Source organism: Nocardia sp. CDC160, assembly GCF_035818795.1.
Classification (GTDB): domain Bacteria; phylum Actinomycetota; class Actinomycetes; order Mycobacteriales; family Mycobacteriaceae; genus Nocardia.
This window is the reverse complement of sequence record NZ_JAYKYT010000001.1, coordinates 681,015-704,432: the sequence shown is the minus strand read 5'-3', so window position 1 is coordinate 704,432 and position 23,418 is coordinate 681,015. Positions and strand designations below refer to the sequence as shown.

The window sequence follows — 23,418 nt, the reverse complement described above, 5'->3', positions numbered from 1 at the left end:
CCATGGCACGACCGGTGGACCCGCGACTGTGGCGGCATGCCCGCTCGGCGCGGCGGTATCTCGGACTGAGTGTGGGCCTCTCGCTGATCACCACCGGGTGCATCGTCATCGGCGCGCTGGCGCTGGCGCGGGTTCTCGCGGGTGTCATCACCGAACCGGACCACCGCCGGATCGATTCCTGGACAGTCGAATTGGTGGTCTTCGCGCTGGCCGTCGGCTGCCGGGTGGCGGCCACCTGGTGGCAGTCCCGCCTCGCCCACCGGGCCGGGGCGCAGGTCGTCGCCGAACTCGAGACGGCCGTCCTCGACGCCGGGGCACACCTGCCGCCTCGCGAATTAGAAAGCCGCAGAACCGAAATCGCGGTCGTGGTCGGCTCCGGCCTGAGCGGACTGCGCGCCTATCTCGCGGGGTACCTGCCCGCGCTGATCCTGGCCACCCTGGTCCCGCCCGTAGTGCTGGCCGTGATCGCCGTGCACGATTGGGTTTCCGGCGCGATCATCTTCGTCACCCTGCCCCTCATCCCGATCTTCATGATCCTGATCGGGCTGCTCACCCAGGGGAAGTCCGCCGACACCCTCGCGGCCACGACCCGGCTCTCGGATCAACTCCTCGATCTCTTTGCCGGGATGCCGACGCTGCGCGCCCTGGGCCGCGAAACGGCAGGGGGAGTGGGTGATTCATCGCGCAGCATGGCGGGCCGGGTGCGCGAGCTCGGTGAGGTGCTGCACCGCAGGACCATGTCGGCCCTGCGCCTGGCCTTCCTGTCGTCGATGGTCCTGGAAATGCTGGCCACCCTCTGCGTGGCGCTGGTCGCCGTCTCCATCGGCATGCGACTGGTCTTCGGCCACATGGGCCTGTACGCGGGCCTGCTGGCGCTCATCCTCGCCCCCGAGGTCTATCTGCCGCTGCGGGCCGTCGGCGAACGCTTCCACGCGGCCCGGGACGGAATGGCCGCCGCCGAACGGGCTTTCGCGATCATCGAGCCCGACACCGACGTACCCGACCGCCCCGCTGTCGCCGCCGCGCCGCCACCGGTTCGACGAAATACGCGTGGCCACATCGACATTCGAAATCTCTCCGTGCGGGCCCGCGACGGATACGCCCCCGACCGGCTCTCCGCCGACATCCAGCCCGGTCGCGTCACCGTGATCACCGGACCCAATGGCTGCGGGAAATCGACCGCACTGCAAGCCATTCTGGGCCTGCTCACCCCCGACTCCGGAACGGTACTGGTCGACGACATACCCGTCCCGGACCTGGACCCGGACGACTGGTGGTCCTACCTGGCCTGGCTGCCCCAGCGGCCCGTTCTCCTCCCCGGCACGCTGCGCGAGAACCTCGAACTGCTGGGCCCGCCCGCCGGAACCCGCGAGATCGAGGCCGCCTGCGCGGCCACGGGTTTCGACGCGGTCCTGGCCGACCTTCCCGACGGCTGGGACACCGTCCTGGGCGCGGGCGGCCTGGGGCTGTCCCTCGGCCAGCGCCAGCGGCTGGCCCTCACCCGCACCCTCGCCGCGCCCCGCTCCATCCTGCTCCTCGACGAACCCACCGCCCACCTCGACGACGCCAGCGAGGCAACGGTGCTCGCGGCCCTGACCGCCCGCGCCCGCGCCGGAGCGACCGTGGTGGTGGTCGCGCACCGCCCGAGCGTGCTGGCGATCGCCGATCACATCGTCGAAGTCCACTCCTCCGTCCCCGCGGAGCCGGGGCAGGAGATCGGCGTCCGAGAGGTTGTGGCGGAGAGGTTTTCGGCCGATGCGGATGAATATGCCGCGCTGGGTTCGGGACCGGTGGAGGTGTCGGCACGATGAGGGCGGTACTGGCCGACTTCCGGCGGATTCGGGAGTTGCTCGAGTTGTCGCGGGGGCGAATGGCACTGTCGGTGGGGTGGGGGGTGCTGGCGCTCGGCAGTGGGCTGGGGCTGGCGGCCTTGGCGGCCTGGCTGATTGCGCGGGCGTGGCAGATGCCGCCGGTGCTGGATTTGAGCCTTGCGGTGGTGACGGTGCGCGCCCTGGGCATCTCGCGTGGGCTGTGCCGATATTTGGAACGCCTGGCCACCCACGATGTGGCGTTGCGGGCCATGACCACGGCGCGGACCACCACCTATCGCGCGCTGGCGGGGGCCGATATCTGGCGGCCCCGGCGGACCGGTGCCCTGGCCGAAAGCCCGGAAGCCGAAGTCCGGCAGGGTGATCCGACCCAGTTGCGCCGCGGTGAACTGCTCGGCCGGGTCATGAGCGATATCGACGATCTCGGGGCCGTGGTGGTGCGCGCGTTCGTGCCCATCGCCGTGGCACTGATCCTGTCGCTGCTCGCCGTGGGGCTGCTGGCGAGCATTTCGGTGCTCGCGGCGGTGATTCTGGCAGTGGCACTGGGTCTTTCGGGGATCATCGCGCCGTGGCTGTCGGCGCGGGCGGCCCGCGAGGCGGAGCTGGCGGTCAAGGCGGATCGCACCGAGTTCACCGCCGAGGCGCTCACCGTCCTCGACCACGCCCCCGAATTGCGGGTCGCGGGACGGCTTTCCGACGCGGTCGGCCTCGCCCGGGCCGCGGGACAGCGCGCCGTGGCCGCCGAGGACCGGGCGGCCGCGCGCGGCGCGTGGGCGGCCGCCGTGCTGCCGCTGTCCATCGGGGCGAGCGTGCTCGGCGCACTCCTGATCGGAATCGTGTTGTACGGCAGCGGGACTCCCATTCCGACGGCGGGCTTCCAGACCGTCGCGCCGGGTGGCATCACACCCATGGCATTGACGGTGCTGGTCTTGGTGCCGCTGTCCGCCTTCGAGGCGGTCGCGGTCCTCCCGGCCGCCGCTCAGGCCCTGACCACCGGCCGCGCCGCCCTGCACCGCCTGGACCGGCTCGAGCGCGCTGAATCCGATACTCCCGCACCGACGTTCCCGCCACTGCCCGAGGGGCGTCGCATCGCGGTGGTCGGTCCCAGCGGCGCGGGCAAGACCACCTTGCTCATGGCGTGGGCCGAACTCTTCGACACGCCCCGTCCGGGCGTCACCTTCTTCGCCGAGGACGCGCACTTGTTCGGCACCACGGTGCTGGAGAATCTGCGGGTGGCGCGCGGCGACATCACCGTGGCGGAGGCCGAAAGCGCCCTGCGCGCAGTCGGAGCCGGGGACTGGCTGGACTCCCTGCCCGACGGGGTCGAGACCGACCTGGTCGGCGGCGCGGCCGCGGTGTCCGGCGGTCAGCGCCGCCGTATCCTGCTGGCCCGCGCCCTGCTCTCCCCGGCTCGCGTGCTGTTGCTGGACGAGCCCACCGAACACCTGGAGGCCGAGGCGGGTGCGGAACTGCTGTGCCGCCTGCTGGACGAATCCGGCGGCCTGGTGGATCGGGACCGGACGGTCGTGGTGGTCACCCATCAGCTGCCACCGGAGGCCAAGGCCGACACCATCGTTCGCGTCCAGCCGGGCGGTGCCGTCTCGATCGATCGATTTATTCCCGCCTGACCTGCGGTTTCGCAGTGCGAGAAAATACGTTGCCGCCTCTGGCTCAACCGACTAATTTCGTCGGTACACAGGAAGGAGGTGGTTCGAGAATGATTTCTAGGACGCGTGAGGTGGCTGCCAGCTAGGCGCTACCGCTGCAATCGGATTCCGATCGCGCGAGCCCTCGCGAATCCAAGGCAGCCACCCGGCCCCCGAGTTACGGCCTGTCCGGCCGGATCAGCGTGAGAATGTTGCATCCTCCGCCGATACAACTCGGGGGCCGTACCCTTTTCCGGGACACCCGTATACGAGAAAGCCCCGTCGGACCAATCGGTCGACGGGGCTTCGTCGAATCTGCTACCCGATGTAGCGCTGCAAGCGGGCCGAGAGCCGGGGCTCCAGGGCGCCGTCCGCCGCGATGCGCTCCTCGACGTAGCCCAGGTCGCCGCCCTCGACAATGCCGTAGAGCCGCTTCGCGCCGCCGACCACAATGCCGGACTGGCTGCGGATCACCACGTCGGTGGCCAGCTCCCAGGAGGACTGGGTGAGCGCCTGGCCGTAGAACAGCTCGACAATGCCGGACGAGTGGGTGAGCAGCAGCTCGAGCACCTCGTCGTCACCGTCGATGCCGACCCGCCAGAAGCCGCTCTCGCGCAGATCCGGGCCCGCGTACTGACCCTGGGCGTCCAGCTTCCAGGAGCGCGCCTCCCAGGTCAGGTAGTCGCCGCCGTCGTGGGAGACGATGATCTGCTGACCGAAGCGGTAGTCGCCGGTCTCGGGCTCGTTGCCCTCGCCCTCACCGCGCCACACACCGACCAGCGGCAGCAGCGCGAGCATGGAGGAACTCAGGTCCGGGCCCAGCCGCAGGTTCGCGGTGTCGACGGGCAGCGGCAGATCCGGGAGCGTCGGAACGTTCAGCACCCCGGTCGATTTGGCCCGCTCGGCAGCATCGGCGACCGCCTGGTCACCGCTGCGTCGGCCCTCCTCGTGGCGAACGATCGGCGTCGTCGACGACGAACCGTTGGCCACTCCGTTTTCGATGTGCTCGTGGGCCGGATCTGTCACGACTCGGTGAACAGCCGGTAGAGGACGTACAGACCGAACCAGGCAATCAGCACGGAGCAGATGACCAGCAGAATCTCGAAGGTAAGCACCACGTCTCGGAGTCTAATCCCACCGGCGAGATCAGGTGAGAACGACCCCGGGAAAATCTCGGGCCGAGACGAGAACGGCCCCGGGATCATGAATCCCGGGGCCGTTCTTGATAATTCGCCGCTTACTTGGCGACGGTGACGTCCACGTTGTGGATGCCCGCGCCCTCCGGCGAGACCTCGACGGTGCCGTTGCCCGACGCCGACAGCGCGCGCAGCGTCCAGGTGCCCGGCGCGGCGAAGAAGCGGAAGTCACCGGTGCCCGAGGCCACGACCTCGGCGGTGAAATCGCCATTGCCGTCCAGCAGGCGGACGAACGCGCCACCGACGGTCTGGCCGTCAGCGGTCAGGACGCGGCCGGTGATGACCGTCTCCTTCTCGACATCGACATTGGCGGGCAGGGCCTGGCCCTGGGTAGGTGCAGCACACATAGGTAATTACGCTCCCAACTCGATCGGTGCACCGACGAGGGACCCGTACTCGGTCCAGGACCCGTCGTAGTTCTTGACGTTCTGGTGGCCCAGCAGCTCCTGCAGCACGAACCAGGTGTGCGAGGAACGCTCACCGATGCGGCAGTAGGCGATGGTCTGCTTCTCGCCGTCCAGACCGGCCTCCTTGTAGATCTCCGCCAGCTCGGCGTCGCTCTTGAAGGTGCCGTCCTCGTTCGCGGCCTTGGACCACGGGACGTTGATGGCGGACGGGATGTGGCCCGGACGCTGCGACTGCTCCTGCGGCAGGTGGGCCGGGGCCAGGATCTTGCCGGAGAACTCGTCGGGCGAGCGCACGTCGACCAGGTTCTTGGTGCCGATGGCCTCGATGACCTCGTCACGGAAGGCGCGGATGGACAGATCCTGCGCCGAGGCCTTGTAGTCGGTGGCCGGGCGGACCTTGACGTCCTTGGTCAGCGGGCGGCCGTCCAGCTCCCACTTCTTGCGTCCGCCGTCGAGCAGCTTCACGTCCTGGTGGCCGTAGAGCTTGAAGTACCAGTAGGCGTAGGCCGCGAACCAGTTGTTGTTGCCGCCGTAGAGCACGACGGTGTCGTCGTTGGCGATGCCGCGCTCGGACAGGAGAGCCGAGAACTGCTCCTGGTTCACGAAGTCGCGACGGACCTGGTCCTGCAGATCCTTCTTCCAGTCCAGACGCACCGCGCCCTCGATGTGGCCGAGGTCGTAGGCCGAGGTGTCCTCGTCGACCTCGACGAGGACGACGCCCGGGGTGTTCAGGTTCTCTTCGACCCAGTCTGCGGAGACCAGGACATCGGAGCGAGCCATGTTGTTCCTTTCGATGCGGTGCCAGGAGCGGCGGTGCGTTCGTGTGTGGTTGAGGTGGTGGTTATACGGAGGAGTTGGAGGTCGCGGTGGTGCGGAACCGCGCGACGAGCGGATAGATCTTGCAGCCCAGGCAGATTCCGAAGGCCGCGTTCAGGAACGCCGCGAACAGCGCGAAACCGGTGAAGATCGCGCCCACCACGGTGCTGCCCGCCGCGAACCCGAGCACGCCGAGCACCGCGAACACCAGACCGACCAGCTGCGCGAACCGCAGCGGCGCAACGGGTTCCAGCTCGGTCGGCGCACCGATCCGGGGCGCGACGGCGGCCGCGTAGATCCGGCCGTACGGGCTATGGCGCGGACCGTAGGCGGCGCTCAGCCCGAACACGATGGCCTGCAGGGCCAGCAGCACGGTGGCGGCGGGGACGGAGAAGACGGCGACGATCAGGACGAGGGCCAATACGGCGGTGGTGATCCAGGCCGCGAAACGCGGGCCTCGAACATCGACCTGACCGTTGGGTAAGGGGCTCTGCTGAGGGTTCGACATGGGAGTACTCCTGTGCGGAAGGGGTATTGGCCAGAGCGCCGGAGGATCGATGTGATCTCTCGACAGCGGGGGACAAATCCGGTCGGCGACAAAGGAATACGAAAGGCCGACCGGCTAGCGGCACAGGCAGCAACAACCACCGAGCCGACACAGGTCTACCGTGCGGCGTCGGGTGAGCATCAGCTCGCGGTTGGATTGCACGTGGGGGAGTTTACCCAATTTTCGGGGGAAATTGGACCCCGGGTCCGTAATGCTGATCACTCGGCGGAGCCCGAGACCGTTAAAGGCCCCAATGACGTGCGCAGATCCGCCGCCTTCGGAACGCCGGAGATCCGGAAGCGTTCCAATCCTCGAGAATCCAAGACGAAGGTGGTGGGTAGCGAGAGCACATTGAGCTCCCGCGCCAGCGCCGGGTTGGCGTCGATATCGACCTCGAGATCCAGCGGCGGGTGCTCGGTGTCGGCCAGTTCGGCCACCACGCCCGCGACCACCCGGCGCACCGCGGCGCACGGGCCGCACCAGTCGGCGGAGAAGTGCAGCACGGTGGGTCGGCCCGCGACCACACCGGCCGCGGTCAGCAGCGCGGCCCGATTCGATTCGGCCTCCGGCGGATTCGCGGTGGCCGCGGTGGACGGTTTCGCGGGGCTCGCGGTGGCGCGCACCCGGCCCTCATTGCGGCGCACCAGGATTCCCACGACGAGCGCCGCGAGCAGGAAGACCGCGAGGATCGCGAGCGCGATCACGGCTGTAGCCGATTCAGATCGACGGTCGTATCGGAGGCGGTGCCCGTCACCACCAGCTGCCCGCCGCTGGCCTGCACCTTGGCGGGCGCCATCCCGAACGGCATGTTCTTGATGTCGATGGTGCGGGTGAAGTGGGCCAGCACCGCGGGCCGATCCTGTTCGGGGACGACGGTCCGCTGTTGGCCGGGCAGCACGGAATCGGTGTCGGCCTGCAGATCCCGGCCGGAGATCGCGGTGGCGGTAATGCGGATCTGGTCGCCGTCGAGCCGCATCTCGGCCAGCACGTGCACCTTGACCGCATTGGTCTTCTTGGTGGTGTGGTCTCGGCCGTCATCGCGCGGGTCGGTGACCGAGACGGCGTCGGCGTCGGGGCCGATGGGCACGGTGCCCTGCAGGATGAGGGCGGCGACCTTGGTCGGGGTCGCGGTGGAGGCGGCGGCATCCGCGTCGGCGGGGATATCGGAGCTGTCGGCGTAAGGCCCGTAGACCTGCAGATCCGGAATCTGGAACAGGCGGCCGAGTTCGGTCGGCTCGAACCGAACGCGTCCGGTCACCTCGTCCACCGGCACCTTGCGCACATTGCCGTCGATGAGATTGCGCATGCTCAGGTGAATGCCCGTCAGGTCGGCCTCGACCGAGATCTGGCCGGGAATGTCCGAGCGCATGGTCCGGGCGCCGATGCCCATGCCGAGGAAGTCGCCGTCCATGGCCTGGACCACGAACGGATGCCGCAGCGATTCCTGGAAGTTGATCGCCGGGTCGGCGCTCAGGTTCGAACCGGTGCGCAACAGCCGCGACACCCGGTACTCGGAGTAGGCCGCCACCCCGAAGTCGAGCAGCACGGCCAGCCCTGCCAGGCAGAGCAATCCGATGAGGAGCCTCCGGAAACGCATAGCCTGCACACTAGTCGGCGAGGGCGGGGCGATCGGGGGTCGAGGTGCGACACGGGCAGGTCGCGGGCCGGTGAAAAGGAAATGAAAGACAGGTGGACCGGACCGGTTGGTAGCGACGGTGCCCCGAGATACGAGCCTGTCGGTCCACACACGCTAATGTAGGCAGCGATTACCTGTGATGACCTGCATGGGGTAGTGGCCGACAGTGCGGTAGCCACACACATGCCAGATGGGATGGAGGGCCCCCATGGAGCTGCTCCTGCTGACCTCCGACCCCAACCCCGAGGCGGTGCTGCCGTCGCTGGCGTTGCTACCGCACCATGTGCGGCCCGCGCCGACCGAGGTGGCATCCCTGCTCGAGGCGGGATCCGCCGATGTGGCGCTGGTGGATGCCCGCACCGATCTGGCCGCCGCGCGCGGCCTGTGTCGTTTGCTGGGCAGCACCGGATCCTCGGTGCCGGTGGTGGCTGTGCTGACCGAGGGCGGTCTGGTCGCGGTGAACGCGGACTGGGGACTGGACGACATCCTGTTGCCTGGCACCGGACCCGCCGAACTCGATGCCCGGCTGCGGCTGCTGGTGGCCCGCAACGGCGGCGTGGCCAGCCCCGAGAACACCGGCAAGATCACCCTGGGTGAGTTGGTGATCGACGAGGGCACCTACACCGCGCGGCTGCGCGGCCGCCCGCTCGACCTCACCTACAAGGAGTTCGAGCTCCTGAAATACCTCGCGCAGCACGCGGGCCGGGTCTTCACCCGCGCGCAGCTGCTGCAGGAGGTCTGGGGCTACGACTTCTTCGGTGGCACCCGCACCGTGGACGTGCACGTGCGACGCCTGCGCGCCAAGCTCGGCAGCGAGTACGAATCGCTCATCGGCACGGTCCGCAATGTCGGCTACAAGGCGGTGCGCCCGTCGCGGTCGGCGGGCAAGGGCGACGCGGTCACCTTCCCCGACGCCGATGGCGACGACTCCGAACTGACGACGGCGAACGGCACGCTCTGATGACTTCCTGGACCGACCGGCTGTCCCCCGAGACCGCCGCGGCGGTGAAGGCCGTGCTGGAGCGTGCCACCGCCGCCGATGGGGTCGCACCCGTGTCGGAGCAGGCCGTGCTCTCGCTCGGAAACGATTCTCCCGCACGCCATCTGGTGGACATTCGGGACGGCGCGGTGGCGGGCTACGCGAATCTCGTTCCCGCGCACGGGGAACACCCGGCCATGGCGGAGGTCGCGGTCGATCCCGCCGCCCGCGGACAGGGCATCGGCGCCGGTCTGGTGGCCGCGGCGCTGGCGGCCGGTGGCCCCGGGACGCGGGTCTGGGCGCACGGGAATCTGCCGCCCGCGCAGGCCGTCGCGGCCCGGCTGAAACTGTCCGTTTCGCGCGAATTGTGGCAAATGCGACGGGAACTGGCGAACGCTGAGCTACCCGAGCTGATCGTGCCGGACGGTCTGGAATTGCGCACCTACGCGGGGCCTTCCGACGACGCCGAACTGCTCCGCGTCAACAATGCGGCCTTCTCCTGGCATCCCGAACAGGGTGGCTGGACCGAGCGCGATATCGCGGCCCGCCGCGCGGAATCCTGGTTCGACCCCAAGGGTCTGTTCATCGCCGTCGACCCGGCCGATCCGCAGCGCATCCTCGGATTCCACTGGACCAAGGTGCATTCCGAGGAGAACCCGCCGATCGGCGAGGTCTATGTCGTCGGCATCGATCCGGCGGCGCAGGGCCGCGGTCTCGGTCGGCTGCTCACTCTCGACGGTCTGCACTATCTGAAGGACCGCGGTCTCGGCGCGGTGCTGCTCTACACCGAGGGCGACAACACGGCCGCCGTGCACACCTACACCCGGCTCGATTTCACCCGATTCCACATCGACGTCGCCTACTCCGCCGTGTCGTAATTACGCCCGGCAACAGTGCGGCTAATGTCACATAACGTACGCCGCAATCGGGGTGGGTTGTTCATCTCTCGTTCACCTACCCAGGTCCAACTGTCAACCGAGCGCCCCTACGTTGCAAGTGGGCCGCATTCCGTTGCCCGGTGCGCTAGTTCGCAGCGAACAGCCGCCAGATCAGCGCCCGTCCGACCGTTGAGGGGTTGGACGTGCAACCGTGATTCCCGGAGGAATAGGTGAATCTCAAGCGCAGCAGCGCCCTGCTCGGTGTGTTGGCCGCGGCCGGTGCCCTGACCCTGTCCGCGTGTGGCAGTGACAACAACGCCGGTGGTGGCGACACCTCCAAGATCAATGTCGCGTGTGGCGGCAAGTCGTCGCTCAAGGCCAGCGGCTCGACCGCGCAGAAGAACGCGATGGATCGCTTCGTCGCCGCGTACCAGGCCAACTGCAGCGGTGCCAAGCTGGACTACACCGGCTCGGGCTCCGGCGCGGGTGTGAACGAATTCCTCGGCAACCAGACCGATTTCGCCGGTTCGGACTCGCCGCTGGACGCCGCCAAGGGTGAGACCGACAAGGCCGCCGCCCGCTGTGGCAGCCCGGCGTGGAACCTGCCCGCCGTCTTCGGCCCGATCGCGGTCGCCTACAACGTCCCCGGCATCGACGACCTGGTCCTCGACCCGCCGACCATCGCCAAGATCTTCTCCGGTGACATCACCACCTGGAACGACCAGGCGATCAAGGCCCTGAACACCAACAAGGCCGACAAGCTGCCCTCGGACAAGATCGGCGTGATCTTCCGCTCCGACGAGTCGGGCACCACCGACAACTTCCAGAAGTACCTGACCGCCGCCGGTGGCTACACCAAGGGCGCGGGCAAGGCGTTCAACGGTGGCACCGGTGAGGGCGCCAAGGGTTCGGACGGCACCTCGGCCGCGGTCGCCAACACCAAGTTCACCATCACCTACACCGAGTGGTCCTTCGCCAAGGCGCAGAAGCTGTCCACCGTGCGCGTGCTGACCACCGCCACCTCCAACGACCCGAAGCCGGTCGAGCTGACCGCCGAGACCGCCGCCAAGGCCGTCGACGCCGCGAAGGTCAAGGGCGAGGGCAACGACCTGGTGCTGGACAACAGCTCGATCTACAAGCCCACCACCGGTGGCGCCTACCCGATCATGCTGGCCACCTACGAGATCGTCTGCTCGAAGTACAGCGACGCCGACACCGCCAAGGCCGTCAAGGCGTTCCTGACCTCGGCCGTCGGCAACGGTCAGACCGGTCTCGCCGACGCGGGCTACGTGCCGCTGCCGGACGCGTTCAAGACCAAGCTCACCACCGCGATCAACGCCATTTCCTGATCGCCTGATCGAAAAAACACGATGACCGTGCACGACGAAGCTGCCTCCGCGGGTCTGTCCGTTTCGACCGACCCGCGGGAAGACCGTGCCCAACTGCCGGGGGATACTGCGCTGATGCCGACCGAACCCAGCACCACACCGGCCGCGGGGCGCGGCGCACCCAAGAAGTTCGGCGCGGAGTTCGCGTTCCGCTCGGCGGCCACGGCCGCCGGTGGAATCATCGTCGCCGCCATCGCCCTGATCGCCTTGTTCCTGCTGATCCGGGCGTGGCCCTCGATCATGGCGAACAAGGCGAACTTCTTCACCGCCACCGAGTTCAACGTCAAGGACGACAACAACCTGCGCTTCGGCATCAAGGACCTGTTCATGGTCACGGTGTTGAGCTCGTTGTTCGCGCTGGCGATCGCGGTGCCGATCGGGGTGGGCATCGCGCTGTTCCTGACGCAGTATTCGCCGAAGGCGCTGGCACGGCCGTTCTCGATCATCGTGGACCTGCTGGCGGCGGTGCCGTCCATCGTGTTCGGTCTGTGGGGCGTCCTGGTCGTGGCTCCCAAGCTGAGCCCCTTCCAGGACTTCCTGAACAAGCACCTGAACTGGCTGTTCCTGTTCTCCGACGGCAATGTCAGCATTGCCGGTGGCGGCACCATCTTCACCGCGGGCGTGGTGCTCGCGGTGATGATCCTGCCGATCATCACCTCGGTCAGCCGTGAGGTCTTCGGCCTGACCCCGCGCATGCACATCGAGGCGGCGCAGGCGCTGGGCGCCACCAAGTGGGAAGTCGTGCGCATGACCGTGCTGCCGTTCGGCCGCTCGGGCGTGATCGCCGGTTCCATGCTGGGCCTGGGTCGCGCGCTCGGTGAGACCATCGCGGTCCTCATCGTGCTGCGCACCTCGACCAAGGCCGGGAGCTGGTCGCTGTTCGACGGCGGCTACACCTTCGCCTCCAAGATCGCCTCGGCCGCTTCGGAATTCAGCTCCAAGCTGCCGACCGGCGCCTACATCGCCGCCGGTTTCGTGTTGTTCGCCCTGACGTTCGTCGTCAACGCACTGGCTCGACTCGTGGCGGGCGGGAAGGTCAACGGATGACGACCACACTCGACAAGCCGATCAAGGCGCCGACCTTCCGGCACGTGAGCGTCGGGCGGCGGATCAAGAACAACGTCGCGACCGGTGTGGTGTGGCTGTGCTTCGGCATCGCCCTGGTGCCGCTGCTGTGGGTGCTCTACGTCGTGCTCCAGCGCGGCGCGGTCGCCCTGACCCGCTCGGGCTGGTTCAGCATGTCGCAGAACGGCGTGCTGCCGGAATCGCATGCGGGCGGCGTCTACCACGCCATCTACGGCACGCTGATCCAGGCGGGCATGGCCGCCATCATCGCGGTGCCGCTGGGCATCATGGCCGCGGTCTACCTGGTCGAGTACGGGCGCGGGTGGCTGGCCAAGACCACCACGTTCATGGTGGACATCCTCGCCGGTGTGCCCTCGATCGTGGCCGCCCTGTTCATCTTCGCGCTGTGGATCGCCACCCTGGGTTTCCCGCAGAGCGCCTTCGCGGTGTCGCTGGCCCTGGTGCTGCTCATGCTGCCGGTGGTGGTGCGCAGCACCGAGGAGATGCTCAAGCTGGTTCCGGACGAATTGCGCGAGGCCTCTTACGCTCTCGGCATTCCCAAGTGGAAAACCATTGTGCGGATCGTGATTCCGACCGCCGCGCCGGGCATGATCTCGGGCATGCTGCTGGCCGTCGCCCGCGTCATGGGTGAGACCGCGCCGGTGCTGGTGCTGGTGGGTTACTCGAAGGCCATCAACTTCGATGTCTTCCACGGCAATATGGCCTCGCTTCCGCTGCTGATGTACCAGGAGCTGTCCAACCCGACGCCCGCCGGTCGCGAGCGCATCTGGGGCGCCGGGCTGACCCTGATCCTGATCATCGCGCTGCTGTACGTCGCCGCCGCGGCGGTCAACAAGCTGCTGACGCGGAACCGATAGAAGGAAAGACTGATGGCCAAGCGAATTGACGTCAAAGACCTCAATATCTACTACGGCAAGTTCCACGCCGTCGCCAATGTCGGTCTGACGGTGCTGCCGCGCAGCGTGACCGCGTTCATCGGTCCCTCCGGCTGTGGCAAGTCGACCGTGCTGCGCGCGCTCAACCGCATGCACGAGGTGACCCCGGAGGCCCGCGTCGAGGGCGCGGTGCTGCTCGACGGCGAGGACATCTACGGCGCCCAGGTCGATCCGGTCGGCGTGCGCCGCACCATCGGCATGGTGTTCCAGCGGCCGAACCCGTTCCCCACCATGTCGATTCGCGACAATGTGGTGGCCGGGCTGAAGCTGCAGGGCGTGCGCAACAAGGGCCAGCTGGACGAGGTGGCCGAGCAGTCGCTGCGCGGCGCCAACCTCTGGAACGAGGTCAAGGACCGACTGGACAAGCCGGGCGGCGGCCTGTCCGGCGGTCAGCAGCAGCGCCTGTGCATCGCCCGCGCCATCGCGGTGTCGCCCGACGTGCTGCTCATGGACGAGCCGTGTTCGGCCCTGGACCCCATCTCCACGCTCGCGATCGAGGATCTGATCACCGAGCTGAAGAAGGAGTTCACCATCGTCATCGTCACCCACAACATGCAGCAGGCCGCGCGCGTGAGTGACCAGACGGCATTCTTCAACCTCGAGGCGCAGGGCAAGCCCGGCAAGCTCATCGAGATCGACGAGACCGAGAAGATCTTCTCCAACCCGTCGCAGAAGCAGACCGAGGACTACATCTCCGGCCGCTTCGGATAAACATCGACTCTCCGGCGTCTACGACCCCTGCCATTTGGCAGGGGTCGTTTTGTTTGCGCAGGTCACGCGCGGTGAGCGGGCGCTGTGTGGCGCGCGTCATATTGGGCGCGGGCAATTGTGTGGGACCGTCCGTCACGGTTACTCTGGGCTTGCTGGTAAACCGATCGGTTTAGTAAGGAGGTGTCGGATGACCGTCTCAATGGCGAGCCTGGGATCCGGACGGACCGCGACGGGGCTGTCGCAGCGGGCGAAGGTGGCGGCGCTGGTCGCCATCTGTCTCGCGGAACTGCTTGTCGTACTGGACAACACGCTGGTGAACGTGGCCCTGCCGTCCATGGCGGTGCAGCTGCGGGCCGACATGAGCGGGCTGCAGTGGATCGTGGACGCGTTCACCCTGGCCTTCTCCGGCCTGCTGCTCGCCATGGGACACCTCGGCGATCGGTACGGGCGGCGGCGGTTCATGATCATCGGTCTGAGCGGTGTGGCGGTCATGTCGGCGGCGGGCGCGCTGTCGAGCGGGCTCGGCCAGGTCATCGCGGCGCGGGCGGGCATGGGTGTGTTCGCGGCCGTGGTCTTCCCGGCCACGCTGGCGCTGATCACCAATATCTTCACCGCCAAACGCGAACGGGCCGCGGCCATCGCGCTGTGGACGGCCATGGCGGGCGTCGCGGTCGCCATCGGTCCGACCGTGGGCGGCTGGCTGCTGAAGTACTTCTCCTGGCATTCGGTGTTCTGGATCAATGTCCCGGTGGCGCTGGTGGCCATCGCGGCGGCGCTGCTGACCCTGCCGGAATCCCGTGCGGACCACGTGGATCGGCTGGACCGCGTCGGCGTCGTGCTCTCGTTGGCCGCGGTCACCGCGCTGGTGTGGTCCATCATCGAGGCACCCAAGCACGGCTGGTTCGCCACCCAAAGCCTGGTGGGCTACCTCGTTTCGGCCGTCCTGCTGGCCGCGTTCGTGGCCTGGGAACTGCGCACGCCCACCCCCGTGCTGAACATGCGGCTGTTCCGCAACCGCCGCTTCGCGCTGCCGTCGCTGGCGATCACGGTGTCCTACTTCGCCGCGTTCGGCTTCCTGTTCCTGATCACCCAGTACTTCCAGGGCGTGAAGGAGCTCTCGCCGCTCGAATTCGGCATCCACTCGCTGCCTTTCGCGGTGGCGGTCGGCTTCGGCGCACCCATCGCGACCATGCTCGCGCAGCGGCTGGGCACCACGGCCATGGTGGTGTCCGGGCTGCTGATCCTGGCGGTGGCCATGTACATCGCGGGTCAGACCCGGGTCGAAACCCCTTATCTGGGACCGGTTGTGGTGTCCATGATCCTGATGGGCCTGGGATTCGCGGTGGTTCAGGGCCCGGCGACCGAATCCATCATGGGCGCGGTGCCTTTGGCAGAGGCGGGCGCGGGATCCGCGGTCAACGACACCACGCGTGAGGTGGGTGGCGCGCTCGGGGTGGCACTGCTGGGCTCGGTCATGGCCTCGGTCTACAGCACCAATATCGCGGGCAAGATCACCGCGATTCCGGATCAGATCATGAACCCGCATCAGAAGGAGCTGGCGAGCAATACGCCGATCAGCGTGCTGGAGATCGTGAAGGCGCCGGTGAATCCGCTCCTGGCGCAGGCGAAGACGAATCTCATCGAGGCCATGAAGGTCGCGGCCATGCAGGGGGCCGAGGCGGCGTCCTATATCGCGGTCGGCACCCTGGTCGTGTGCGCGGTCATCGTGGCCGCGACGCTTCCGTGGCGGGTGGAGCAGGGAAGTTCGGTGCTGATGGGCTGGCGCGAGTCCGACGAGGACTGACACGCGGTGAAACGAAAGGGTTTCCGGGCCTGCCGGAAACCCTTTCGGTTTCTCAGATGCTCTCTTTTTCCGAATCCGGGTCCGGCGGCAGCACGCCGGTGACCAGGAAGACGACCCGACGGCCGATTTCGACGGCGTGGTCGGCGAACCGCTCGTAGTAGCGGCCCAGCAGCGCCACGTCGACGGCCGAGGCCACGCCGAACTGCCAGTCGCGATCCATGATCAGCGTGAACAGGTGCTTGCGCAGATCGTCCATCGCCTCGTCGTCGTCGGTGAGCTTGGCGGCCCGCTCGGGATCGCGGGACTCCAGCACCTCCTTGGCGGTGGCGCCCATCTTCACGGCGACCCGGCCCATTTCGGCGAAGTAGCTGTTCACGGCCTCCGGCACGGCGTGGGCCGGGAAGCGACGGCGCGTCATCTTGGCGACGTGCAGCGCGAGCACGCCCATCCGGTTCACATCGGCGACGATCTGGATCGCGCTGACGACCTGCCGCAAATCACCGGCGACCGGTGCCTGCAGGGCCAGCAGGGCGAAGGCCTTCTCCTCGGCCAGCTGAATCATCTCGGCAATGCGGTCGTACTCGCTGATCACCTGCTCCGCCAGCTCGAGATCGGCGTTGAGCAGGGACTGGGTGGCCCGCTCCATCGCCGATCCGGCGAGCCCGGCCATGCCGCCGAGCAGATCGGCGAGCTCGGCCATTTGTTCGTTGTAGATGACACGCATAGGTCAAGACATTAGTGCGCACCGCTGACCAAGTCACCAACTGCGGGTTAACCGTGGGTGCCGGTCGGTCCCAGCAAAGTCGCCGCAGTTCCGGTGAGTGGGACTGCCCCTTACTTGCAGATGTCGTCGGCCGCGTTCACATGCTCCAGATCGGACGGAAGTGTGACCGGCGGCGCACTCGGGCCTCCGGCATCGCTCGGCGTGTCGGGCAGGGTCTGGCCGAACGCGGTCGGGGCCTTCACCGTGCCGGTGTAGTCGGAGCCGACCACCACCTCGACAATGCTGCCCAGTCCGCTCGCCTGTTCCAGGACCGCGCCCGGGATGGCGCTGGCCACGGTCCCGGCCTCGGCCTCGTGCCCGCCGGAGTAGCGGACCTTGGTCTTGGCGGAGACGCCGTCGGCGTAGTTGCCGGTGCTGTAGATCTGGAAGCCCTGATTGGCGAGCTTGGTCGCGGTGGTGCCCGCGATGCCCGCCTGGCCCGAACCATTGGACACCTGCAGGGAGACGGTGCTCGGATCCACCGCCGACAGTTTGGGTTTCGGGGCCGGGGCGGCGCTGGTGCTGGCGGGGGCGTCGGTCTTCTTCTCGCCGGGCAGCGGCTGATCGTCGATGATGGCGCGGAAGATCGCCTTGATATCGGATTCGCGCGGAATCTCATTGCCGTAGGAGGTGGTGCCCGCGGTCGGCACGGTCAGGAAGGTGATGTTCCCGGCCTGCATCTTCTGCAGCGAACGGCCCAGTGTCAGCAGGTCTTTGGTGCTGACATTGTCCATGAACGAGTGTTGGGCGAAGGCGTTGATGAACCCGTTGAGCTTGCCCGGATCGAAGAGCACCTTGCTCGACAGCGCGCTGCGCAACAGCGAGGACAGGAAGCGCTGCTGCCGGTTGATGCGGTCGTAGTCGCTGCGCTCCTCGCCGTAGACGTGGCGGGCGCGCACGTAATCCAGTGCGGTGGAACCGTTCACGACCTGCCTGCCCGGGGTGGTGAGCACGGTGCCGAGGACGTCGTCGACCAGCGGCTTGGTGGTGCACACCTCGACGCCGCCGACCACGTCGACCATGGATTCGAAGCCGGAGAAGTCGATGCCGACGAAGTGATTGATCTTCAGGCCGGACATCTTGGTGATCACCTTGGTCAGGCATTTGGGCCCGCCCAGGGCGTAGGTGGCATTGAGCTTGTCGCCCGCGGCGCCCGGGAACTTCTGCCCGGTGTAGGCGGCCTTGCCGTTGTCCCAGCCCTCGCAGTCGGGTCGGGTGACATCCAGGTCGCGCGGGAAGGACACGGCCACCACGCGTGCCCGGCTGGCGGGGATGTTGACCAGCATGACGGTGTCGGAACGGGCGCCCTCGGCATCGTCCTCGGTGCCCGCGCCCAGCTGGCCGTTCGCGCCCGCACGGGTGTCGGTGCCGACGATGAGGAAGTTCTCGTCGCCGGTCTGCCCGTCGGCGTCGACCACGTCGGGGGAGTTGTCGTCGAGCGCGGAAACCTGTTGGAAGTTGTTGTCTTTGGCGCGCAGATAGCTCCAGCCGCCGCCGGTGACGATGAGCGCGATGACCGCGACGATGGCGAGGGTGGCGCGACCGGCCAGCGCCATGCGGCGGTTGCGGCGTCGGCGAGCGGGTGAAATGCGCTTGGCCGGTTCGGTTCCCACCGCGGCGGGCAGCGCGGTGGTCGGATAGTCGGCGGGCGAGAAGATCTTTCGCGAGAGCAGCGCCTTGGCGCGCTCGGCGGGCGGGATCGAGGGCGGCGTGGCCGCCTGTACCGGGGGTAGTTCCTCGGTGACGGGGTCGGCGGTCGGAGGGGCCGGGCGCGGTACCGCCCGGTTGCCTCCGGTGCCGGGCGCATTGGCCACCCGGCGTAGGTGACTGGTGTCGCGCGCGGTCCGCTGCGCGCCGGTGGTCGCCGCGGGCGCGGAACCATTGGCTTGCGCGGAACCATTGGCGGGCAGGGATTCCTCGGCGGTCACGGGGTCCGACGGGACGGCCGGTTCCCGCTGCACGGGAGTCGAATCGGCCGGATCGTTCGCCTCGGCGCGTCGGCGGCGGCGGGTCTGCCGCTCGCTGTCCACCCGATCCACGAGGTCCTGCACCGAGAGCGATCCGGAGGCGGAGTCGGATTCGTCGGTGTGCCGGGAGCGACGGCCCGTGCGCGCCGACTCGTCGGTGTCCGCCGGGTAGCGCTCCCAGGGGGCGCGACCTCCGGGCCGTGGCGTACGCCCGTACCGATCGTCACCCACCAACGAACCTCATTTCGCTCTTGATACCGAGGGCCATGATAACGATTTCGCCACGGTGGGCCATTCGAACGCATGTCCACCGAGGTAGGTCCGATTTTGGTGCTTTGTCGGGTTATTTCGGAGCCCGGAGGGGCGCGTCAGAAAAGTGTGCCAGGGTGTCGGCGCTACACCCGGGAGCTGCGCCGGGCGTAATTCGATCGAGCCGAAGGTGCGGCCGATCAGCCGCCGGAGTGCATGACATCGGCCGCGGTCGGAACGGTGGCGTCCTCCGGGTCGTCGAGCCAGCCGTCGGGGAGGGCGACCTTGGTCTGCGGGGAACCCTGTCGGCCGCGCGGGCCCAGCGCGTCGGCCGGGAACGGCACGTCCGGATCGAGCTGGGCGACCAGGTCACCGATCTGGGCCAGGCTGGTGACGGTGGCGAACTGGCGGCGCAGTGCCGAGCCGACCGGGAAGCCCATCAGGTACCAGGCCATGTGCTTGCGAATGTCGCGCATGGCCTTGTCCTCGCCGTCGTGCTCGGTGAGCAGGGCGGCGTGGCGGTAGAGGATCTCGCCGACCTTGCCGAGGGTGGGGCCCGCGGGAATCGGCTCACCGCGCAGGGCGGCGCTGAGTTCGGCGAACAGCCACGGGCGGCCCAGGCAGCCGCGGCCGACAACCACACCGTCGCAACCGGTTTCGGCCATCATGCGCAGGGCGTCGTCGGCGGTGAAGATATCGCCGTTGCCGAGCACCGGGATGGTGGTGACGGTTTCCTTGAGCCGCGCGATGTGGCTCCAGTCCGCCTGGCCGGAGTAGAGCTGCGCGGCGGTGCGGGCGTGCAGCGAAACCGCCGCCGCGCCTTCCTCTTCCGCGATCCGTCCGGTGTCGAGATAGGTGTGGTGCTCGTCGTCGATGCCGATGCGGAACTTGAAGGTGACCGGCACATCGCCTGCGGCGGAGACCATTTCGCGCACGATCTCGCGGAACAGGCGGCGCTTGTACGGCAGGGCGGAGCCGCCGCCGAGCCGGGTCACCTTGCGCACCGGGCAGCCCAGGTTCATATCGATGTGATCGGCCCAGCCCTCGCCGACAACGATGCGCACGGCCTCGCCGAGGGTCTTGGGATCCACGCCGTAGAGCTGCATGGACCGCGGCGATTCGTCCGGCCCGAAGGCCATCATGTTCAGCGTCTTCTCATTGCGCTCGACAATGGCGCGCGCGGTGATCATCTCGCACACGTACAGCGAAGTGGCGCTGCCGAACTCCCGGCACAGGGTGCGGAACGCGACATTGGTGATACCCGCCATGGGAGCCAGCACCACCGGCGGGTCGAGCGGGTAGGGCCCGATCCGCAACTCGGTCCTGGGGGCCCCGACCGAATCGGTCTCGGGGGCGGCTAGCGAGGCAGTCACGTCGTCCAGTCTCTCATCCGCGCCTACCGGGCCAGAGCCGCGTACCCCGCGCAGTGCCGCCGATCACACCATCGGCCCCCTCCGAATCGGCATTCGGAGGGGGCCGTGGGCATCGGTCGGGCCGTCAGCTGCCGGTGGCGGCCAGTTCCTTCTCGCGCTTGGCGGCCTCGCGGGCCAGCATGCGGTCGCGCTGCTCCTCGAACTTCACCACGTCCTTGGACAGCTTCTCGAGGAAGTTGCCCAGGCGCTCGCGGGTCTCCTCGCCGCGGGCGGTGAAGTCGTTGCGCTCGAAGATCTTCCACTTCTTGAGCACCGGGTTCACCACCTCCTCGAGGTGCTGGCGCAGGTCGTAGATGCCGTGCTTGGCCATCAGCACGCCATTGCGACGGAAGTTGGGCATTCCCGCGCCGGGCATCTGGAAGTTCTCGAGGATGAGGGTGATGGCCTCGAGGGTCTGGTCCGGCGAGAGGTCCAGGGCCGCACCGCACATATTGCGGTAGAAGATCATGTGCAGGTTCTCGTCGGCGGCGATGCGCTGCAGCATGCGGTCGGCGATGGGGTCGTCGCAGACCTTGCCGGTATTGCGGTGGCTGACGCGGGTGGCCAGTTCCTGGAACGTCACGTACGCCACCGAGAACAGGAATCCGGCGCTGCCCGGAATCTTCTCGAGTTCCTCGGTGGGAGAGGCGAATCCGTTGGTCATGTGGACCATGCGGGCCTGCTCGAGGGCGACCGGGTCGACGCCGCGGGTGACGACGAGGTAGTCGCGCATGACGATGCCGTGGCGGTTCTCCTCGGCGGTCCAGCGACCGACCCAGGTGCCCCAGGCGCCGTCCTGCGAGAAGTTCTCGGCGATCTCACGGTGGTAGGAGGGCAGGTTGTCCTCGGTCAGCAGGTTGGTGATCATGGCCGCCTTGGCGACCTCGTTCAGCTTCGACTGCTCGGGATCCCAGTCCACACCACCCATGGCAGCGAAGTTGCGGCCTTCATCCCACGGCACGTAGTCGTGCGGATGCCATTCCTTGGCCAGGGAGAGGTGGCGATTGACGTTCTCCGCGGCAACCGGCTCCAACTCCGTCAGCAGCTCGAGTTGAGTCAGATCCTTTGCCATACATGTGCCCTTCGTGTTCGTGCGTCGTGCTGTCGTACCCTCGCCGGCCTGCCGCCGCGCCCATACCTTACGTGACCGTAGGGTGATGTGAAACTCACATGCGCAGCATTGCGGTGCGGGTGAGGGATGTCATAAGACAACGGCCCACAGCGACGGGTGTATCGCCGTGGGCCGCAGTTCGTTAGCCGCGCATCGCTTTCGGATGCGTCATCACTTCTTGCCCAGCAAACCGCCCAGCACATTGCCGAGGACGTTGCCCGCGTTCTGGCCCACGGCCTTGCCCAGGATGTCGCTCAGGCCGCCGCTCTTGTTTCCTCCGGTGGCCCCACCCAGCAGGCTACCGAGGATGTCGCCGATACCGCCGCCGCCGGACTGCGCGGCCGCGCCGCCACCACCGCCGAGGGCCTTCTTGCCGAGGTAGGCCAGCACGATCGGCGCGAGCATCGGCAGCAGCTTGCCCATCAGATCCTGGCTGATGGCACTGCCGCCGACATTGCCGAGCGCGCTGAGCACGGTGTTCTTCTCGGCGCCGAAGGTCTGATCGACGATCTGGTTGCCGTTGTTCACATCTACCTGATTGATGTCGACACCGCCGTCGAGTAGCGCATGCGGCTGGTTGGCGACTTCGTTCTCCAGATTCAGACCGGACTCGGGATTGCCAGCCTGTGCCTGGAATCCCCCGAGGAGCACGGGGACGGCCGCGGTGATCGCGGTCTTCGCGGTGGCCTCGTCGACGCCGAGCTTCTCGGCGATCTGTGCGACGGGGACAGTGGAGAGCAGGTCATCGAAGGAAGTCATGAACTCCGCCTGAGGTGATGGTGCCCGGGAAAAGCTCTGCTCACGTCACCGTAGGTGAAATCCGGACAGATTGCCACAGATTCGCGGATGTGGCGAGAGGCCCGGCGGTACGATTCCGGGCCCCTCCGCATACCTGTGCCCCCACCAGGGCTCGAACCTGGGACCTGCGGATTAAAAGTCCGTAGCTCTACCAACTGAGCTATAGGGGCGTGCGGGACGTCAGTTTAATGGGCCGACCCCGTAAGTGTTAAACGAGTATCCGATTGTGGTCTGGCAGATGGTGTTTGCGCAGGTCATGTTGGTTTCGTCGGGCTACGGGCGCAGCGGCGCGGGTAACCGGCGGAGTGGTGGTGCGGGGTGCGGTGGGGCGTGGTGCGGGTGAGGTAGGGGATGACGCGACGTGCCGTTGGGGTGACCGGTCGTGCCGATCGAACGGGCTCGCTATCTCGAGGGGGTGCGTTGGGGGGACGATGTGGCTCTGTGAGGGTGCGGACCGGTCGGTGCGGCACCGCGAGACGGTGTCGGATCGCAAAAACGCGGACCCGGGGGACCAAAGGGGTCGGCGCGGAGTGTGGGTGGGGCGGAGTGGCGGTGCGGCTGAGCCGTGCCCGAGTTCCGGTGGGTTTCCACGGGCCGGTGGTTCCGGACCCTCGCGGTAAGCGGGCGCTGGCCGATGCCGCCCAATCGCCCGGCAATCACCTTGCCACTCAATTTGTTTCGTGGCGCCGGAGTGTGAATATCATCCAATGGTGATGCGTGGCAACCAATTTGGAGCAGGGGGTGGGGATCGGTCGGAGCGGCCGCAGGGATGTGGGCGGCGGCTCGACGGCGATGCGGCGTCGGCGGGGACGGCGCGCGCCGGGGTGATCGGTGTGCCCAACATCGGTGGTATATGGGCGAATTCGTCGATTCGGACCAATCGTCCATACGATTGCTGGGAAATTGCGGTTTTCGAAAGGGGGTGTGCTGGCTAACTGACTTTCCGGTACACCTCACGCTGGGTGCGCTTTCCGGGTACGGTGACCGACTGGTGAATTCCCGAAGAACCGGGATTGCCCCGGCGGCACGGGATTCGGCTTATCGTTGAAGTGCCCGAACGTGTCGCGACCGGTCTGGCCGATCGCGGCTCCAACAGATGAAGCTGCGGGGAGGCGGACCGAAACGACGTGATCGCCCGGGTGCGCACCCCCTGCGGTGCACCCGGGCGGGAAAAACTATACCAGTTGGTGTGTTTCAAGTTTTTCGCGCTTTTTCGTACCAAAGGTTTGGTAATTCGGGGCAAAGCCCCATTTGAAGTAT

Annotated in this window: 20 protein-coding genes and 1 tRNA gene; 9 read left to right on the top strand and 12 right to left on the bottom strand. The window is 67.5% G+C overall.

What is annotated here, in order from left to right; translation table 11 throughout:
- Window positions 1-2 precede the first annotated feature (2 nt).
- Together cydD and VMT40_RS03025 are read left to right on the top strand one after the other, a co-directional pair.
- Window positions 3-1,811, top strand: coding sequence for a thiol reductant ABC exporter subunit CydD (gene cydD, locus VMT40_RS03030; RefSeq protein ID WP_326356429.1), 1,809 nt, complete (start codon window positions 3-5; stop codon window positions 1,809-1,811).
- Window positions 1,808-3,457, top strand: coding sequence for an ATP-binding cassette domain-containing protein (locus VMT40_RS03025; RefSeq protein ID WP_326356428.1), 1,650 nt, complete (start codon window positions 1,808-1,810; stop codon window positions 3,455-3,457). Before cydD ends, VMT40_RS03025 begins: the two co-directional genes overlap by 4 nt.
- Window positions 3,458-3,793: 336 nt before the next feature.
- On the opposite strand, the gene VMT40_RS03020 is transcribed toward VMT40_RS03025, so the two are convergent.
- From VMT40_RS03020 to VMT40_RS02995, 6 genes are all read right to left on the bottom strand, one after another.
- Complete coding sequence (locus VMT40_RS03020; RefSeq protein WP_326310308.1) at window positions 3,794-4,465, bottom strand: FABP family protein; 672 nt, start codon at window positions 4,463-4,465, stop codon at window positions 3,794-3,796.
- A 247-nt stretch (window positions 4,466-4,712) separates the two neighbouring features.
- Window positions 4,713-5,018 carry a DUF1416 domain-containing protein gene (locus VMT40_RS03015; RefSeq protein WP_040854871.1) on the bottom strand — a complete coding sequence of 102 codons (306 nt, stop codon included), beginning with the start codon at window positions 5,016-5,018 and terminating at the stop codon, window positions 4,713-4,715.
- Between the two features lie 6 nt (window positions 5,019-5,024).
- Window positions 5,025-5,858: a sulfurtransferase gene (locus VMT40_RS03010; RefSeq protein ID WP_326356427.1), complete on the bottom strand. Its 834-nt coding sequence runs from the start codon at window positions 5,856-5,858 to the stop codon at window positions 5,025-5,027.
- A 61-nt stretch (window positions 5,859-5,919) separates the two neighbouring features.
- Window positions 5,920-6,402 carry a DUF4395 domain-containing protein gene (locus tag VMT40_RS03005; protein WP_326356426.1) on the bottom strand — a complete coding sequence of 161 codons (483 nt, stop codon included), beginning with the start codon at window positions 6,400-6,402 and terminating at the stop codon, window positions 5,920-5,922.
- A 257-nt stretch (window positions 6,403-6,659) separates the two neighbouring features.
- Window positions 6,660-7,145 carry a thioredoxin family protein gene (locus VMT40_RS03000; protein ID WP_326356425.1) on the bottom strand — a complete coding sequence of 162 codons (486 nt, stop codon included), beginning with the start codon at window positions 7,143-7,145 and terminating at the stop codon, window positions 6,660-6,662.
- Entirely contained in the window at window positions 7,142-8,038 is an 897-nt protein-coding gene (locus VMT40_RS02995; RefSeq protein WP_326356424.1) for an LmeA family phospholipid-binding protein, read from the bottom strand. Before VMT40_RS02995 ends, VMT40_RS03000 begins: the two co-directional genes overlap by 4 nt.
- Window positions 8,039-8,285: 247 nt before the next feature.
- On the opposite strand from VMT40_RS02995, the gene VMT40_RS02990 reads away from it, so the two are divergent.
- From VMT40_RS02990 to VMT40_RS02960, 7 genes are all read left to right on the top strand, one after another.
- The gene (locus VMT40_RS02990; RefSeq protein ID WP_326356423.1) at window positions 8,286-9,038 is read left to right on the top strand and encodes a winged helix-turn-helix transcriptional regulator; all 753 of its coding nucleotides are present in this window, start codon (window positions 8,286-8,288) and stop codon (window positions 9,036-9,038) included.
- Window positions 9,038-9,934 carry a mycothiol synthase gene (mshD, locus tag VMT40_RS02985; RefSeq protein WP_326356422.1) on the top strand — a complete coding sequence of 299 codons (897 nt, stop codon included), beginning with the start codon at window positions 9,038-9,040 and terminating at the stop codon, window positions 9,932-9,934. The genes VMT40_RS02990 and mshD overlap by 1 nt, the downstream gene beginning before the upstream one ends.
- Before the next feature lie 230 nt (window positions 9,935-10,164).
- Entirely contained in the window at window positions 10,165-11,283 is a 1,119-nt protein-coding gene (gene pstS, locus VMT40_RS02980; protein WP_326356421.1) for a phosphate ABC transporter substrate-binding protein PstS, read from the top strand.
- Window positions 11,284-11,397: 114 nt separating this feature from the next.
- On the top strand, window positions 11,398-12,369 hold the full coding sequence (gene pstC, locus VMT40_RS02975; RefSeq protein ID WP_326356420.1) for a phosphate ABC transporter permease subunit PstC: 972 nt from the start codon (window positions 11,398-11,400) through the stop codon (window positions 12,367-12,369).
- Complete coding sequence (pstA, locus tag VMT40_RS02970) at window positions 12,366-13,265, top strand: phosphate ABC transporter permease PstA (protein ID WP_326356419.1); 900 nt, start codon at window positions 12,366-12,368, stop codon at window positions 13,263-13,265. Before pstC ends, pstA begins: the two co-directional genes overlap by 4 nt.
- A 12-nt stretch (window positions 13,266-13,277) precedes the next feature.
- The gene (gene pstB, locus VMT40_RS02965) at window positions 13,278-14,054 is read left to right on the top strand and encodes a phosphate ABC transporter ATP-binding protein PstB (protein ID WP_213558211.1); all 777 of its coding nucleotides are present in this window, start codon (window positions 13,278-13,280) and stop codon (window positions 14,052-14,054) included.
- Window positions 14,055-14,253: 199 nt separating this feature from the next.
- Window positions 14,254-15,858, top strand: coding sequence for an MFS transporter (locus VMT40_RS02960; protein ID WP_442789920.1), 1,605 nt, complete (start codon window positions 14,254-14,256; stop codon window positions 15,856-15,858).
- A gap of 52 nt (window positions 15,859-15,910) precedes the next feature.
- Here VMT40_RS02960 and phoU read toward each other — a convergent pair whose 3' ends face one another.
- The 6 genes from phoU to VMT40_RS02930 all read right to left on the bottom strand — a co-directional run bounded on the left by phoU (window position 15,911) and on the right by VMT40_RS02930 (window position 22,328).
- Window positions 15,911-16,582, bottom strand: a complete 672-nt coding sequence (gene phoU / locus VMT40_RS02955; RefSeq protein ID WP_326356417.1) for a phosphate signaling complex protein PhoU — start codon at window positions 16,580-16,582, stop codon at window positions 15,911-15,913.
- Window positions 16,583-16,692: 110 nt separating this feature from the next.
- Window positions 16,693-18,819, bottom strand: coding sequence for an LCP family protein (locus tag VMT40_RS02950; RefSeq protein WP_326356416.1), 2,127 nt, complete (start codon window positions 18,817-18,819; stop codon window positions 16,693-16,695).
- Window positions 18,820-19,037: 218 nt separating this feature from the next.
- Window positions 19,038-20,210 (bottom strand): tRNA dihydrouridine synthase DusB, encoded by a 1,173-nt coding sequence (gene dusB, locus VMT40_RS02945; RefSeq protein ID WP_326356415.1) that lies wholly within the window; start codon window positions 20,208-20,210, stop codon window positions 19,038-19,040.
- A 124-nt stretch (window positions 20,211-20,334) separates the two neighbouring features.
- Window positions 20,335-21,321: an acyl-ACP desaturase gene (locus VMT40_RS02940; protein ID WP_326309777.1), complete on the bottom strand. Its 987-nt coding sequence runs from the start codon at window positions 21,319-21,321 to the stop codon at window positions 20,335-20,337.
- Between the two features lie 210 nt (window positions 21,322-21,531).
- Window positions 21,532-22,119: a DUF937 domain-containing protein gene (locus VMT40_RS02935; protein WP_326356414.1), complete on the bottom strand. Its 588-nt coding sequence runs from the start codon at window positions 22,117-22,119 to the stop codon at window positions 21,532-21,534.
- A gap of 136 nt (window positions 22,120-22,255) precedes the next feature.
- Window positions 22,256-22,328: transfer RNA gene (locus VMT40_RS02930), tRNA-Lys, on the bottom strand.
- Between the last annotated feature and the right edge of the window lie 1,090 nt (window positions 22,329-23,418).